This window comes from Streptomyces sp. NPDC107521, assembly GCF_055598485.1.
This window is the reverse complement of sequence record NZ_JBVKAT010000012.1, coordinates 82,881-98,082: the sequence shown is the minus strand read 5'-3', so window position 1 is coordinate 98,082 and position 15,202 is coordinate 82,881. Positions and strand designations below refer to the sequence as shown.

The window sequence follows — 15,202 nt, the reverse complement described above, 5'->3', positions numbered from 1 at the left end:
GGTGTTGCGTCCCACCGTATGCCGGTGGGGGGAGGGCGGGTCTCGGGGTCTCGGAATGCGGGCGGCGCCGGTGACCGGGGCCGCCCGCCTCCGTCGTTACGCGGAACGGTCCAGGGCGCGCAGGGAGCGGTCCGTGATCGAACGGGCACCGCGGCCGATGGCGATCGTGCCGGACTGGACGAGTTCCTTGATGCCGTACGGTTCCAGCATCCTGAGCATGGCGGCGAGCTTGTCGCTGCTGCCGGTGGCCTCGATGGTGACGGCCTCCGGGGAGACGTCGACGGTCTTGGCGCGGAAGAGCTGCACGATCTCGACGATCTGGGAGCGCGTCTCGTTGTCGGAGCGCACCTTCACCAGAACGAGTTCGCGCTGAACGGCGTGATGGGGTTCCAGCTCGACGATCTTGAGCACGTTGACCAGCTTGTTGAGCTGCTTGGTCACCTGCTCCAGGGGGAACTCCTCGACGCTCACCACGATGGTGATGCGGGAGATGTCCGGGTGCTCGGTGACGCCGACGGCGAGGGAGTCGATGTTGAAGCCGCGGCGGGAGAAGAGGGCGGCGATCCGGGCGAGGATGCCGGGGGTGTTCTCCACCAGGACGGAGAGCGTGTGCTTGGACATGGTCTTCGGGTCTCTCTCGCTCAGTCGTCTGCGGTCAGTCGTCTTCGTTGTCGCCGAAGTCGGGGCGGACGTCCCGGGCGGCCATGATCTCGTCGTTGGAGGTGCCGGCGGCGACCATCGGCCACACCATGGCGTCCTCGTGGACGATGAAGTCGACGACGACCGGACGGTCGTTGATGGAGTTCGCCTCTTCGATGACCTTGTCGAGATCGGCCGGGTCCTCGCAGCGGATGGCGTGGCAGCCCATGGCCTCCGACAGCTTCACGAAGTCGGGGACGCGGGTGCCGCGGGCCTCGGGGTTGACGTCGTCGGGGCCGGAGTGCAGCACGGTGTTGGAGTACCGCTGGTTGTAGAACAGGGTCTGCCACTGGCGGACCATCCCGAGGGCGCCGTTGTTGATGACGGCGACCTTGATCGGGATGTTGTTCAGGGCGCAGGTGGTGAGTTCCTGGTTGGTCATCTGGAAGCAGCCGTCGCCGTCGATGGCCCAGACGGCGCGCTCGGGGCGGCCGGCCTTGGCGCCCATGGCGGCGGGGACGGCGTAGCCCATGGTTCCGGCGCCGCCGGAGTTGAGCCAGGTGGCGGGCTGCTCGTACTGCACGAAGTGGGCGGCCCACATCTGGTGCTGGCCGACGCCGGCCGCGAAGATGGTGCCCTCGGGTGCGAGCTGCCCGATGCGCTCGATGACGGCCTGCGGGGAGAGCGAGCCGTCGGCGGGCTGCTCGTAGCCCAGGGGGTAGGTCTCGCGCCAGCGGTCGAGGTCCTTCCACCAGGCGGTGTAGTCGCCGCGGTTGCCCTCGCTGTGCTCCTTCTGCACGGCCTGGACCAGGTCGGCGATGACCTCGCGGGCGTCACCGACGATGGGCACGTCGGCGGCGCGGTTCTTGCCGATCTCGGCCGGGTCGATGTCGGCGTGGACGATCCGGGCGTGCGGGGCGAAGCTGTCCAGCTTGCCGGTGACGCGGTCGTCGAAGCGGGCGCCGAGGGCGACGATCAGGTCGGCCTTCTGCAGCGCGGTGACGGCGGTGACCGCACCGTGCATGCCCGGCATTCCCACGTGCAGCGGGTGGCTGTCGGGGAACGCGCCGAGCGCCATCAGGGTGGTGGTGACGGGCGCTCCGGTGAGCTCGGCGAGGACCTTCAGCTCGGTGGTGGCACCCGCCTTGATCACGCCGCCGCCGACGTAGAGGACGGGCCGCTTGGCGGCGGTGATCAGCTTGGCGGCCTCGCGGATCTGCTTGGCGTGCGGCTTGGTCACCGGGCGGTATCCGGGCAGGTCCATGACCGGCGGCCAGGAGAAGGTGGTCTTCTTCTGGAGGATGTCCTTGGGGATGTCGACCAGGACCGGGCCGGGGCGGCCGGTGGAGGCGATGTGGAACGCCTGGGCGATCACCCGGGGGATGTCCTCGGCCCTGGTCACCAGGAAGCTGTGCTTGGTGATCGGCATGCTGATGCCGACGATGTCCGCCTCCTGGAAGGCGTCCGTGCCGATCGAGGAGGAGACCACCTGGCCGGTGATCGCGACCAGCGGCACGGAGTCCATGTTGGCGTCGGCGATCGGGGTGACCAGGTTGGTGGCGCCGGGGCCGGAGGTCGCCATGCAGACGCCGACCTTGCCGGTGGCCTGGGCGTAGCCGGTGGCCGCGTGGCCGGCGCCCTGCTCGTGGCGGACGAGGACGTGGCGCACCCGGGTGGAGTCCATCAGCGGGTCGTAGGCCGGAAGGATCGTGCCGCCGGGAATGCCGAATACCGTGTCGGCGCCGACCTCCTCCAGGGAGCGGATGAGGGCCTGCGCACCCGTGACGTGCTCGGTGGCGGACTGCTGTCCTCCGGAACGGGGCCTCGGCTGCGGGTGCTGGGCCCCGGTTGCCTGCTCGGTCATCGGCATTCTCTTCTCGATGCTGAGGTGTTTTGCCAGGTTTGCGCGGTTGGTGACCGCGGTGCTGCGGTGTTTGTGCAACAAAAAACCCCTCGTGCCAAAAGGCAAGCGAGGGGAGCGCGCCGGGTGTGGGTCGCGGGGAGTCCGGTCGGCCCGGACGTCACCTGCTTCAGCCGACGCGCTTTCCAAGTACGAGAATTCGGGTGCGCATGGCTCTGACCCTCCCCCCGGCACGCGTCCACTGTCAAGTGGGTGGGACGGGAGTCTCAGCATGTGGTCGCAGGGCCGTCCCACCGGTGAGGACGGCGGGCAGCCCGGGAGGCACCGAGCCGTTGACGCCCGCAGGGTACCCGGCGGGCACGGCGCCGCCCGCGGCGCCGGGATGGACCACGGGGTGCACGGCGGGCCGGCCGGCGGGGTAGACGCCCCCGCCGCCCGCGTGGACGGGCCGGGGCGGACCGATCGGCACCGGGTAGTGCCCGGCGCCCAGGGCCCTGCGCAGCCGGTACTCCTCCAGCGGGCCGGAGAAGGCCATGCCCTGCCCGTGGGTGCAGCCCATGGCGCGCAGGGCGACGACCTGCTCGGGCAGGTCCACCCCGTCGGCCACGGACTTCAGCCCGAGGTCGGAGGCGATCCGCAGCAGCCCGCTGGTGATCTTGTGCAGCCGGGCGGACTCGACGACGCCCTCCACCAGGCCGCGGTCGAGCTTGAGGACGTCGACGGGGAGCCGCCGCAGCGCGGTGATGGCCGCGTGGCCGTTGCCGAAGCCGTCCAGCGCGATGCGCACGCCGACCCGCTTGAGGGCGTTCAGCCGGCGCTCCAGCTCGTCCAGGGCGATCCGGGGGTCGGTGTCGGACAGCTCGATCACCAGGGCGCCCGGCGGCAGCCCGTGCCGGGTCAGCAGGGCCTCCACCGAGCCCAGGGTCATCGAGCGGTCCAGCAGCCGCCCCGCGCCCAGGCGGACCGCCACGGACACCCCGAGCCCGGCCGCGGCGCGCTCGGCGGCCTGCTCGACGGCCTCCTGGAGCACCCAGCGGTCCAGCTCGGCGGTGCGGTCGCCGTCGTCCGCGACGCGCAGGAACTCGGCCGGGGTGAAGAGCACGCCCTGCGAGGAGCGCCAGCGCGCCCGCGCGCAGACCGAGTCGATCCGGCCCTCGGCCAGGGAGACCACCGGCTGGTGCAGCAGCGCGAACTCCCCGTGGTGCAGCGCGGCCCGCAGCCGCGAGGCCAGCTCCGCCCTGCGGACGACGTCCTGCTGCATCTGCGGCCGGTACAGCTCGACGCGGCCCTTCCCGGCCGCCTTGGCCCGGTACATGGCGAGGTCGGCGTTGCGCAGCAGCTCCCCCGCGCCGAGGCCCGGCTCGGCGAGGGCGACGCCGATGGAGGCGTTGACCCGGACGTCGTTGCCGTCGATGGCGTAGGGCTCGGAGAGGGTGGTTCTCAGCCGGTCGGCGAGCTCCAGGAGGTGGCCCTCGCGGGCGGCGCGGTCCCGGGTGCCGTCACCGGCGATCAGGGCCGCGAACTCGTCGCCGCCCAGCCGGGAGGCGGTGTCCCCCTGGCGGACGGAGTCCTGGAGCCTGCGGGCGGCCTGGACGAGCAGTTCGTCGCCCGCCTGGTGGCCGATGGTGTCGTTGACGGCCTTGAAGCCGTCCAGGTCGATGAAGAGGACCGCCGTGCCGCGCTGGGCGGCGCCCCGGTCGGCGGCCCGGCGGCCGGACAGGGCCTGCTGCACCCGCCGGGTGAACAGGGCCCGGTTGGGCAGGTCGGTGAGCGGGTCGTGCTCGGCGTTGTGCTGGAGCTGCGCCTGGAGGCGCACCCGCTCGGTCACGTCCCTGCTGTTGAAGATCAGGCCGCCGTGGTGGCGGTTGACGGTGGACTCGACGTTGAGCCAGCCGCCGTCGCCGGACCGGAACCGGCACTCGATGCGGGTGGTGGGCTCCTCGGCGGGGCTGGCGGCGAGGAAGCGGCGCACCTCGTGGACGACGCAGCCGAGGTCCTCGGGGTGGATGAGGCCCGCCAGCTCGCCGCCGACCAGCTCCTCGGCGGGGCGGCCGTAGACCCCGGCGGCGGCCGGGGAGACGTAGCGCAGCACACCGTTGGGGGCGGCGATCATGATGACGTCGCTGGAGCCCTGCACCAGGGAGCGGAAGTGGTTCTCCTTCTGGGCCAGTTCCTGGGTGAGGGTGATGTTGTCGAGGAGCATGATGCCCTGGCGCACGACGAGGGCGAGCACCACGGTGCCCCCGGTCAGCAGCACCACGCGGTCGACGCTGCGGCCGTTGAGCACGTTGTACAGGATGCCCAGGGTGCAGACGGCGGCGGCGAGGTAGGGCGTCAGCGCGGCCAGTGATCCGGCGAGGGGCCGGGCCCCGGGGTGCCGGCCGTGGTCGCCGCCCGGCGCGGGGGCGTCGGGGACCGCCGGGCCGCCCGCGCGCGGCCCCGCGAACACCGGGGGCGCGGAGGGCGGGTGCGCGGAGGGCGGGTGCGCGGAGGGCGGCCCGGCGAACGGCGGGGGCGCGAACACCGGGGGCGCGGAGGTCCCGTCCGGAGGGCCCGCGGCGCGCTGGGCGGGCAGGTGCTCGCGGAGCGGCCGGCCGAACCCGGCGACGGTCTCCCCCGCCGCGGGCAGGCTGTGCCGGGAGGCGGCCCAGGGCGCGTAGGCGAGCAGCAGCGATCCGGCGAACCACCCGGCGTCGAGCAACTGCCCGCTGCGGTAGCTGTTGTGCAGCAGCGGCGAGGTGAACAGGGCGTCGCACATCACCGTCAGGGCGAGCCCGCCGATGGCGGTGTTCACGGCGGACCGGTGCACCGGGGAACGCCGGAAGTGCAGCGCGAGCACCATGCTGACCAGGGCGATGTCCAGCAGCGGATAGGCGACGGAGAGCGCGGAGCGCGCCACGCCCGTGCCGCCGTCGGCCTTGGCGGCCTGGGCGAGCGCGAGGCTCCAGGCGAGGGTCAGCAGGGAGCCGCCGATCAGCCAGGCGTCGAGGCCGAGGCAGATCCAGCCCGCCTTGGTCACCGGCCGCTTGGCGAGCACCAGCAGGCCGACGATGGCGGGCGGCGCGAAGCACAGGAAGAACAGGTCGGCGTAGCTGGGGGTGGGGACGGGCCGTTCGAGCACGACCTCGTACCACCCCCACACCAGATTGCCCAGCGAGGCCATGGCCGAGGAGAGGGCGAACAGCGTCCAGGCGGGCCGGAACCGGGCCCGGCCGCTGCGCGCGTACAGCAGGCAGGAGACGGCGGCGGTGCCGGCCGCCGCGCTCAGCCCGAAGTCGCCCATGACCTGGGCCGCGTGGGGCGAGCCCCAGCCGAGCGCGGAGCCCACGGCGAAGACGGCGCAGACCAGGGCCAGCAGGAGCTGGCGGAGCAGGGACCGGCCGCCGCCGGAGGCGGGCGGGCGGCGCGGGCGCGGGGCCGGCGCGGGCCGGGCGCGCGGGGCGTCGTCCAGCGCGGTCAGGGCGGGCGGCGGGCTCATCGTGACCCCCGGGTCCGCACCGCCCCCGCGTCCCTCGGGGCGCGGTGGAGCTGTTTCCGGCGGCAGCTCGGACGGCGCTGGTGCGGGCCGCGCGGCGGGCACCCGCCGTCCTGGCGGTCGCGGTGGCCGCGGCCGGGCGGGGCCGCGTGCCAGGGCCGTCGGCGGCGGCTCCGCCGCGTCGGATCGTTCGTCCACAGGCCGTGCATTGCCCGTCGCCCCCCATCGCTGTCTGCCAAGTCCGTCCCCGGCGCCCCACGGTGTGCGGCGCTTTTCCCCTGTCGGACGATACACCAGTCTCGTCACTCAGGGACATAGGTTCTCTACGCTCCGTGACGACCAGCGGGAATGCGGGCACCGGCGGCGCCGGGGGGAGCGCGGAGGGTGCAGGAGCCGGTGGCGCGCGCCCCGGAGGGCGGGGCGGTCCGCCCCGGCCGCCGGGGTCAGCCGCCGGTCGTCAGCATCACGTTGCGCAGCGGCTCGCCCTTGACGAAGCGGGTGAGCTGGTCGGCGATCAGCCGCTTGGCGCGCGGCCAGTACGCGGCCGTCGGTCCGCCGGCGTGCGGGCTGATCAGGGTGCCGGGAGCGGTCCAGAGGGGGTGGCCGGGCGGCAGTGGCTCGGGGTCGGTGACGTCGAGGGCGGCGGTGAGGCGTCCGGCGCGCAGTTCGGCCAGCAGCGCGCCGGTGTCGACGACGGGGCCGCGGGCGACGTTGACCAGCAGGGCGCCGTCCTTCAACCGGGCCAGGAAGGCGGCGTCGGCCAGGCCCCGGGTGGCGTCGGTGAGGGGCGTGGAGAGGATGACGACGTCCGCCTCCGGCAGCAGTCCGGGCAGGTCGGTGTACGGGTGCACGGGGCCGCGCTCCGTCGTGCGCGCGGAGCGCGCGACGCGCACGACCGGCGCGACCTCGAAGGGCGTGAGCCGGTCCTCGATGGCGGCGCCGATGGAGCCGTACCCGACGATGAGCACCCTGCTGTCCGCGAGCGCGGGGCGGAAACCGGCCAGCCACTCCCCCCGGTCCTGGGCCCGGACGAAGTCGGGCAGTCCGCGCAGGGACGCCAGGATCAGGGCGAGGGTCAGCTCGGCGGTGCTGGCCTCGTGGACGCCCCGCGCGTTGCACAGCAGGACGCCCGGGGGGAGGTCCGCGAGCGCGGGCTGCACGTGGTCGATCCCGGCGGACAGCGTCTGGACCGCGCGGACGGAGCGCATCAGGGGCATCGGGCGGGTGACGACGCCGCTGGGCCTCAGATAGGGCACGACGTAGTAGGCGCAGTCGGCGGGGTCGGCCGGGTACTCCTCGCCGCCGTTCCAGAACCGGTAGGCGGGCCCCTCGGGGAGTCCCTCGATCTCGTCCGGCGGGATGGGCAGCCACACGTCAGCAGTCATGCCAGGAGGCTATGTCAGGGCGTCAGGCGGCAGAGGTTAGGTTGGGTGGCCTGACGAGGGAGGGTCACGAGCAGGTGGAGCGCAGGACGATCGGCGCGACGGCGCTCTCGGTGGGGGCCGTCGGTCTGGGCTGCATGCCGATGAACTGGGCGTACAGCGCCTCGCGGCAGCGGGGGGACGAGTCGCTCAGGACGGTGCACCGCGCCCTGGACCTCGGGGCGTCCCTGCTGGACACCGCCGACATGTACGGCCCGTTCACCAACGAGCTGCTGCTGGGGCGGGTGTTGAGGGAGCGACGGGCCGACGCGTTCGTGTCGACCAAGGTCGGGCTGCTCGTCGGCGACCAGCACGTCGTGGCCAACGGCCGCCCGGGGTACGTGCGGCGGGCCTGCGACGCCTCGCTGCGGCGGCTGCAGACGGATGTGATCGACCTCTACCAGTTGCACCGGGCCGATCCCGAGGTGCCGGTGGAGGAGACCTGGGGCGCGATGGCGGAGCTGGTGCGGGCCGGGAAGGTGCGGGCGCTGGGGCTGTGCGCGGTCGGGGCCCGGTCGTCGCGGCGGCCGGGGGCGCGGCTGCACGACCAGACCATCCGCCAACTGGAGCGGGTGCAGCAGGTGTTCCCGGTGAGCGCGGTGCAGGCCGAGCTGTCGGTGTGGTCGCCGGAGGCGCTGCGCTCGCTGCTGCCCTGGTGCGAGGCGCGCGGGATCGGCTTCCTCGCGGCGATGCCGCTCGGCAACGGCTTCCTGACCGGCACGCTGACGCCGGGCCAGGGGTTCGAGCCGCAGGACCTGCGGGCCCGGCATCCCCGGTTCACGGCCGAGATGATGGCGGCCAACCAGCCGATCGTGGCGGGGCTGCGCCGGATCGCCGCCCGGCACGGGGAGCGGGTGACCCCGGCGCAGGTGGCGCTGGCCTGGGTGCTGGCGCGGGGGCCGCACGTGGTGCCGGTGCCGGGCAGCAAGCGGGAGCGCTGGGTGACGGAGAACGCGGGGGCGGCGGAGCTGGAGCTGACCGGGGAGGACCTGGCGGAGATGGCGGCCCTGCCGCCGGCCCGCGGCTCGTGGGACTGACCGGGCCCGGGGCGGCACCGGACGGGGCGGGGCGGGGCGGGGAAGACGTGGCAGGACGGGACGGGATCGGGCGGGACGGGGCGGGACGGGGCGGGGCGGGGCGGGGTGCTCGGCCCGGTGGTCGTACGTCCGCCGACCGGCGGCGGGCCGGGATGTCGCGTCGGTCCTGAAGCGGGCCCCGTCCGGACCGGCCGGAGCGTGGACCGGCCGTGGACCGGCCAGGGTACGGACGGGTACGGACGGGCGCGGACCGGCCGGGGTACGGACCGGTCCGGACGGGGCGTGGGCCGGCCGGTCCGGACGGGAGAGCGCCCCTCCCCTGCCCGCCGCACCGGCGCGGTACCGGGCGGCCCCGGTGAGCCCCCGCGCGGGGCCGGGATCCGGGGGCGTCGGCCGGCCGGGGGCCATGGGATGCGCGGAACGGGAACCCGGGCGGCCCCGCCGGTGTATGACAGGGGGAACCGCCGCGTCGAAGGGACCGAGATCGTGCCACGTCCAACCGTGACGGCAGCGCTGGCCTGCGCCGCCCTGCTGCTGACGGCCGGCTGCTCCTCCGGCGACGGCGGATGGCCCCCGCTGACCGGGACCTCCGCGAGCCCCGGCCCCCCCGGTACGGCGGGCACCGCGCCCGGCGGCACCGGGTCGCCCCCGGGCGCGCCGACCGAGCAGGCACCGCCCGCGAAGGGCTCCGTGCGGGTGCTGCGGACGGTCGCCACGGAGCTGCGCAGCCCCTGGGGACTGGCTCCGCTGCCCGACGGCGGACTGCTGGTGTCCTCCCGCGACGACGCCACGATCACGCGGGTGGACGAGCGGACCGGGAAGCACACCGAACTGGGCGAGGTACCCGGGGTGGCGGCGGAGGGCGAGGGCGGCCTGCTCGGCATCGCCCTCTCCCCCGACCACGGCTCGGACCGCCTCGTCTACGCCTACCTCACCACGGTCTCGGACAACCGGATCGTGCGCATGCTGTACGACCCCCAGAAGCCGCCGGGACGGCAACTGGGCGCGCCCAGCACGGTGCTCCGGGGCATCCCGAAGGGCGTCGTGCACAACGGCGGCCGGATCGCCTTCGGCCCCGACCGGATGCTGTACGCGGGCACCGGCGACGGCGGCGACAAGGCGCTGTCGCAGGACAAGAAGTCGCTGGGCGGGAAGATCCTGCGGATGACGCCGGACGGCGAGCCCGCGCCCGGCAACCCGTTCCCCGGCTCCGTCGTCTACTCCTACGGCCACCGGAACGTGCAGGGCCTCGCCTGGGACGGCCGGCAGCGGCTGTTCGCCTCGGAGTTCGGGCAGGACACCTGGGACGAGCTGAACGCGATCGGGCCGGGCGGCAACTACGGCTGGCCCGACGTGGAGGGCAGGTCGGACGACCCCGCCTTCCGCAACCCGGTCGCCGAGTGGCCGACGGACCGGGCCAGTCCCAGCGGCATCGCGTTCGCCGGGGGCTCGGTCTGGATGGCGGCACTGCGCGGACAGCGGCTGTGGCGCGTCCCGCTGAAGGGCACGGAGGAGTCCGCCGCGCCGCAGGCGTTCCTCGACGGCGAGTACGGGCGGCTGCGCACGGTCGCGGCGGCGGGCGGCGGCAGGCTGTGGCTGGTCACCAGCAACACGGACGGCCGGGGCGACCCGAAGCCCGGCGACGACCGGATCCTGGAGCTGAAGGTGGACTGAGGCCGTCCGGCCACCGGCGGCGCGCCCACCGGCTCGCGGCCGGCGACGCGGGGCAGGCAGCCGGCGAACGGGGGCACGCCGCCGACACGCGGGCGGCGGGGTTCCCGGGTCTCCGAGGCACCGGGAGGATCCCGCGGTGGCCCCCGCTCCGGCGGGAGCGGCGTGGACAACCCCACGGGAACCGGACCGGACCGCCTGACCGGGGCCGGGGCGGACAGCCCCGTGGGAGCCGCCCGGCGGGGGCCAGGGCGAACCGCCCGGCGGGGGCCAGGGCGAACCGCCCGGCGGGGGCCAGGGCGAACCGCCCGGCGGGGGCCAGGGCGAACCGCCCGGCGGGGGCCAGGGCAGACCGCCTGACCGAGCCGGGGCAGACCCGCCCTGTGAGAGCCGTCCGGCGGGGGCCGGAGCGAACCGCCCGACCGGAGCCGGGGCGGTCCGCCCTGGGGGAGCCGCCCGGCAAGGGCCGGGGCGCACCGCCCGGCGGGCGGGCACGGCGGGCGAACGGGGCAGGCGGGCGGGGCAGGCGAACGTGGCCGTCGGGCCTTCGGCGGGCCGCCGTCGCGGGGCCCGCCTCCGGGCCCGGCGGTGGTTCTAAGCCGGGTCTCCCCCACCCGGCGCGGGCCGGTCGCCGGAGCGACCGGGGGGCTCCTCGGACGCCGGCGGCTGCGGGGCGCGGACGACGACCCGGCCGGAGGAGAGGTCTATCGGGCCGTGGCCCGGGTCGGCGTCCCCCACGTCCTCGCGGGTCAGTTCCAGCCGGTTCCGTTCGTCGCGGGTGTGCTCGCGGCCCGGGGCGAAGACTTCGTCGAACACGTTGAACACGGGGGGCCTCCCTGCGCCGGTGTCCCCCTCAGGGTATGCCTCACGGCCGCGCCCCGGCGGGGAGCGTACCGGGCGGGAAGAGGCCGAGGCGGTGGGCGACCGCCGCCGCCTCGCCCCGGCCGGAGACGCCCAGCTTGGCGAGGATGTTCGAGACGTGGACGCTGGCGGTCTTGGGCGAGATGAACAGTTCCCCGGCGATCTGCCGGTTGGTGCGGCCCTCGGCGACCAGGCGCAGCACGTCCCGTTCGCGGCCGGTCAGCCCCAGGGCCCCGGCCGGGTCGGCGTCCGCCCCGGCAGCCCCGGCCGCCCCGGCAGCCCCGGCCGGCCCGGCGGAGCCGGGGTCGAGGGGCAGCCGGGCCCGCTGGGCGAGCAGGGTGACGGCCTCGGCGAGGGGCCGGGCGCCGAGGCGGTCGGCGGCGGCGGCCGCGAGGCGGAGCGGTTCCCCGGCGCGGGCGCGCCCGTCCTCGCCGCCAGTGGCCAGCAGGGCGGCGGCGAGCCGGTGCCGGACGCGGGCGAGGGCGTAGGGCCGTCGCAGCGGTTCGAAGGCGGTGACCGCCGCGGACCAGGGCTCCGGTGTGTCCCGTTCCCGGGCGCGGTCCAGTTCGGCGCGGAGCCAGAGGGAGTACGCCTGCCAGAGGGGGACGCGGGTGGTGAGCCGGTCGGCGGTGCGGGCGATCCGGTCCAGCGCGGCGGAGCGGCCCTCCTCGGCCCCGGGCCGCCCGAGCGCGTCGGCCTCGGCCGCGGCGGCGGAGCGCAGCAGGGGCCAGGCGTAGCGCTCGGTGCCGGGCGGGAAGCCGGACTCCAGGACGCCGTCGAGGGCGGCGCGGGCGTCGAGGACGCGGCCCCCGGCGGCGGCGAGGTCGAGGGTGAGGGAGGCCAGCGGCAGGGTGTACTGGGGCATGGGGTCGTGGGTGCCGTAGGAGCCGCGGGCCTCGGCGAGGAGCCGTTCGGCGTCGGCCACCCGGCCCCGGGCGAGGGCGATCACGGCGAGCTTGAGGGCGGCGGCGCCGTTGGGCGTGGGGGCGCGGTGGGCGGCGACGTGTCCGGCGGCCTCGGCGGCCTCGTCCCAGCGGCCCAGGGAGATCAGGGAGTCCGCGAGGTTGCCCCAGACCCAGGCCTCGGACTCCAGCAGGCCCTTGCGGCGGGTGAGGGCGATGCCCTCGCGCAGGATGGCGACGGCCTCCTCGGAGCGGCCGACGCCCTCCAGGACCGAGGGCAGGTTGACGTGGCTGCGGCCCACCACGGCGGGGTGCCCCTCGGCGGCCACCTCCTCCCGGACCCGGGCCATCTGCGCGAGTCCGGCCTCGATGTCACCGGCGTCGACCATCAGCCCGCCGAGGGTGACGCGGGCGTTCAGCTCGATGTCGTGGGCGCCGACCCGGTGGGCGTACTCGACGGCGCGCTCGGCGGCGACGACGGCGTCGGGGCCGGGATCGCGCAGCATGGCCCAGTTGGCGGCCATGGCGAGCACCTCGGCGTGCACCTCGGAGGGCGGCAGTCCGCGCACCAGGTCCTGGGCGATGCCGAGTTCGCGCCGGCCGTCGCCGCGCCCCTGGGCCTGGACCAGCAGGGAGCGCTGGGTCCAGAACCAGGCGGCGCGCTGGGGGTCGCGTCCGGCGGGGCGGGAGCCGGGGAGGCCGGTGCCGTGGCCCTCGTCCAGCAGGGCCAGCGCCCGCTTGATGATCTTCATGGCCCGTTCCCGCTCCCCGCACAGCCGTCCTGCGACGGCGGCCTCGGCCATCAGGTCCAGGTAGGACAGCGGGGTGGTCGCCGGGTCGCCGCCGCAGGGCGGGTAGGCCTCCGCGTGATCGACCGGGCGCAGGGCGGCGCGGGTCTCCTCGGGGGCGTACTCCCAGAGCTCCATGGCCCGTTCCAGGAGCCGCAGTTGCTCGGCGTAGGCGTGCCGGCGGCGGGCCTCGACGGAGGCGCCGAGGACGGCGGGCAGTGCCTCGGCCGGGTCGTGGGCGTGGTACCAGTAGCTGGCCAGGCGCAGGGTCCGGTCGGCGGGCGGGACCAGGGCGGGGTCGGCCTCGATGGCCTCGGCGTAGCGGCGGTTGATGCGGGAGCGCTCGCCGGGCAGCAGGTCGTCGGCGACGGCCTCGCGGACGAGGGAGTGGCGGAAGCGGTAGCCGTCGCCGTCGGGCGCGGGGAGCAGGATGCCGGCGTGGACGGCGGCGCGCAGGGCCTCGATCAGGTCGTCCTCGGAGAGCCGGGAGACGGCGGCGAGCAGCCGGTGCTCGACGGTGGAGCCGCCCTCGGCGGCGACCCGGGCGATCCGCTGGGCGCTGTCGGGGAGCGCCTCGACGCGGACGAGGAGCAGGTCGCGCAGGGAGTCGGTGAGTCCGGCGCGGCGTCCGGCACGGGCGGCGACGGCGAGTTCCTCGACGAAGAAGGCGTTGCCGTCGGAGCGTTCGAAGATCTCGTCGACCTGGAGCGGGTCGGGTTCGGCGGCGAGGATGCCGGCGATCTGGCGGCCGGCCTCGTCACGGGTGAAGCGGCCGAGTTCGAGGCGGCGGACGGTGCGCAGCCGGTCGAGTTCGGCGAGCAGGGGGCGCAGCGGGTGGCGGCGGTGGATGTCGTCGGAGCGGTAGGTGGCGAGGACGACGAGGCGGCCGGTGCGCAGGATGCGGAAGAGGTAGGCGATCAGGTGGCGGGTGGAGGCGTCGGCCCAGTGCAGGTCCTCCAGGACGAGGACGACGGTGTGCCGGGCAGCGAGGCGTTCCAGCAGGCGGGCGGTGAGGTCGAAGAGGCGGGCCGTGCCCTCCTCCTCGTGCCGTCCGAGGTGGGCGGCGGGGGTGGGGTCGCCGAGTTCGGGCAGCAGCCGGGCCAGCTCCTCCTCCTGGCCCTCGGCGGCCCCGGCCAGTTCCTCGGGCAGGGCGCGGCGCAGGGCGCGCAGGGCGGCGGAGAACGGGGCGAAGGGGAGTCCGTCGGCACCGATCTCGACGCAGCCGCCGAGGGCGACGACGGCGTCCCGGCGCCGGGCCGCGGCGGCGAACTCCTCGACGAGCCGGGTCTTGCCGACCCCGGCCTCGCCGCCGAGCAGGACGGCCTGGGGTTCCCCGGCCTCGGCGCGGGCGAGCGCGTCGTCCAGGGTGTCCAGTTCGCCGGTGCGGCCGATGAACACGGGGCTTGCTGACCTGGTCTCCACGGTGCCGAGCATCGCACGGGGCCGGGGCCGGGGCGCACCGGTTTTCCGCGCACCCCCGACCGCGCGGAGCACCGCCCCGGGGGCGTCCGGGCTGGGCGCGGGGACGCCGGACGCGGCGCCGGGGGCTCGGGCGGAACCACCGGACGCGACTCCGGGGGCGGCGGCCGAACCACCGGGCACGGCACCGGGGCCGCGCGGGACCGGACGGGAACGGCGCGCATCCCCCTCCGGTACGCCCTCCACCGCGCCAGGGACGACCTCGGGAACGTCAGGGACAGGGGCGGGGACGCCGGACGCGGCGCCGGGGGCTCGGGCGGAACCGCCGAACGCGGCGCCGGAGGCGGCGGCCGAACCACCGGGCACGGCACCGGGGCCGCGCGGGACCGGACGGGAACGGCGCGCATCCTCCTTCCGTACGCCCTCCACCACGCCGGGAGCGTCCGGTGCGGGGACGCCCGGGGCGGTGCCTGGGCCGATGGCCTTCCCGGCGGATGCGGTACCCGGGGTGGTGGCGGAACCGCCCGGGGCGGGGACGCCGGACGCGGCGCCGGGGGCTCGGGCGGAACCACCGGACGCGACTCCGGGGACGGTGGCCGAACCACCGGGCACGGTGCCGGTCCCGCGCGGGACCGGGGCGGCGCGCCGGGCCGGGGCGGAGGTCCCGGGAGAGGCGGCGCCTCCGGGAAGGGCGGAGGTCCCGGGAGGGGCTGGTGCGGTGGGCGGGGGGAACGGGGCTCCCGTCGCGCCCGACGTCGTCGGTCCGGTCGGCGGCGGGTCCGGTGCGGTGGGCGGCCGGGCGGAGGGAGCGCGGTGCGGGAGGGCTGCGCGGGGGCCGTCCTCCCGCGGTGCGGTGGTCACGCGGCCCGGGGGGACCGGGACCCGCGCGGGCCGGTGTCATGGCTCTCGGCTCCGCCCGCCCTCCCGCGGGCGCCGCGGCGGGCGCGCAGGGCCTCGCGGACCAGCCGGGCCCGGTCGGCACGGCGGATCAGCTCGTCGTAGCGGTACTGGTGCAACTCGTACTCGAACATGGCGTGTCCTCACGGGCGGAAGAGGGGCGGTCGTCGCGTCGGCCGGACGGCGGTTCGGTGCCCGGACTCCGCGATGCCTCCACTCTCGTGTCCCAGG

9 protein-coding genes are annotated in these 15,202 nt (G+C 76.0%); 2 read left to right on the top strand and 7 right to left on the bottom strand.

The features are described from left to right. Window positions 1–96: 96 nt before the first annotated feature. The 4 genes from ilvN to ACZ7LB_RS19270 all read right to left on the bottom strand — a co-directional run bounded on the left by ilvN (window position 97) and on the right by ACZ7LB_RS19270 (window position 7,360). Window positions 97–621, bottom strand: a complete 525-nt coding sequence (ilvN, locus tag ACZ7LB_RS19285) for an acetolactate synthase small subunit (protein ID WP_161224780.1) — start codon at window positions 619–621, stop codon at window positions 97–99. A 34-nt stretch (window positions 622–655) separates the two neighbouring features. Continuing rightward, window positions 656–2,503 (bottom strand): acetolactate synthase large subunit, encoded by a 1,848-nt coding sequence (locus tag ACZ7LB_RS19280; protein WP_471469651.1) that lies wholly within the window; start codon window positions 2,501–2,503, stop codon window positions 656–658. 241 nt (window positions 2,504–2,744) lie between these two features. Beyond that, a complete protein-coding gene (locus ACZ7LB_RS19275) occupies window positions 2,745–5,978 on the bottom strand; it encodes a putative bifunctional diguanylate cyclase/phosphodiesterase (RefSeq protein WP_471469649.1) in 3,234 nt (1,077 codons plus the stop codon). 440 nt (window positions 5,979–6,418) lie between these two features. Next, window positions 6,419–7,360, bottom strand: a complete 942-nt coding sequence (locus ACZ7LB_RS19270; protein WP_471469647.1) for a 2-hydroxyacid dehydrogenase — start codon at window positions 7,358–7,360, stop codon at window positions 6,419–6,421. A 74-nt stretch (window positions 7,361–7,434) separates the two neighbouring features. Between ACZ7LB_RS19270 and ACZ7LB_RS19265 the strand changes: the two genes are divergently transcribed. Further along, entirely contained in the window at window positions 7,435–8,433 is a 999-nt protein-coding gene (locus ACZ7LB_RS19265; RefSeq protein ID WP_471469646.1) for an aldo/keto reductase, read from the top strand. A 501-nt stretch (window positions 8,434–8,934) separates the two neighbouring features. Next, window positions 8,935–10,107 (top strand): PQQ-dependent sugar dehydrogenase, encoded by a 1,173-nt coding sequence (locus tag ACZ7LB_RS19260; protein WP_471469802.1) that lies wholly within the window; start codon window positions 8,935–8,937, stop codon window positions 10,105–10,107. A 591-nt stretch (window positions 10,108–10,698) separates the two neighbouring features. Here ACZ7LB_RS19260 and ACZ7LB_RS19255 read toward each other — a convergent pair. From ACZ7LB_RS19255 to ACZ7LB_RS19245, 3 genes are all read right to left on the bottom strand, one after another. Continuing rightward, window positions 10,699–10,929 carry a DUF6191 domain-containing protein gene (locus ACZ7LB_RS19255; protein WP_471469644.1) on the bottom strand — a complete coding sequence of 77 codons (231 nt, stop codon included), beginning with the start codon at window positions 10,927–10,929 and terminating at the stop codon, window positions 10,699–10,701. Window positions 10,930–10,969: 40 nt separating this feature from the next. After that, complete coding sequence (locus ACZ7LB_RS19250; protein WP_471469643.1) at window positions 10,970–14,089, bottom strand: helix-turn-helix transcriptional regulator; 3,120 nt, start codon at window positions 14,087–14,089, stop codon at window positions 10,970–10,972. A gap of 842 nt (window positions 14,090–14,931) precedes the next feature. Continuing rightward, on the bottom strand, window positions 14,932–15,105 hold the full coding sequence (locus ACZ7LB_RS19245) for a hypothetical protein (protein WP_471469641.1): 174 nt from the start codon (window positions 15,103–15,105) through the stop codon (window positions 14,932–14,934). Between the last annotated feature and the right edge of the window lie 97 nt (window positions 15,106–15,202).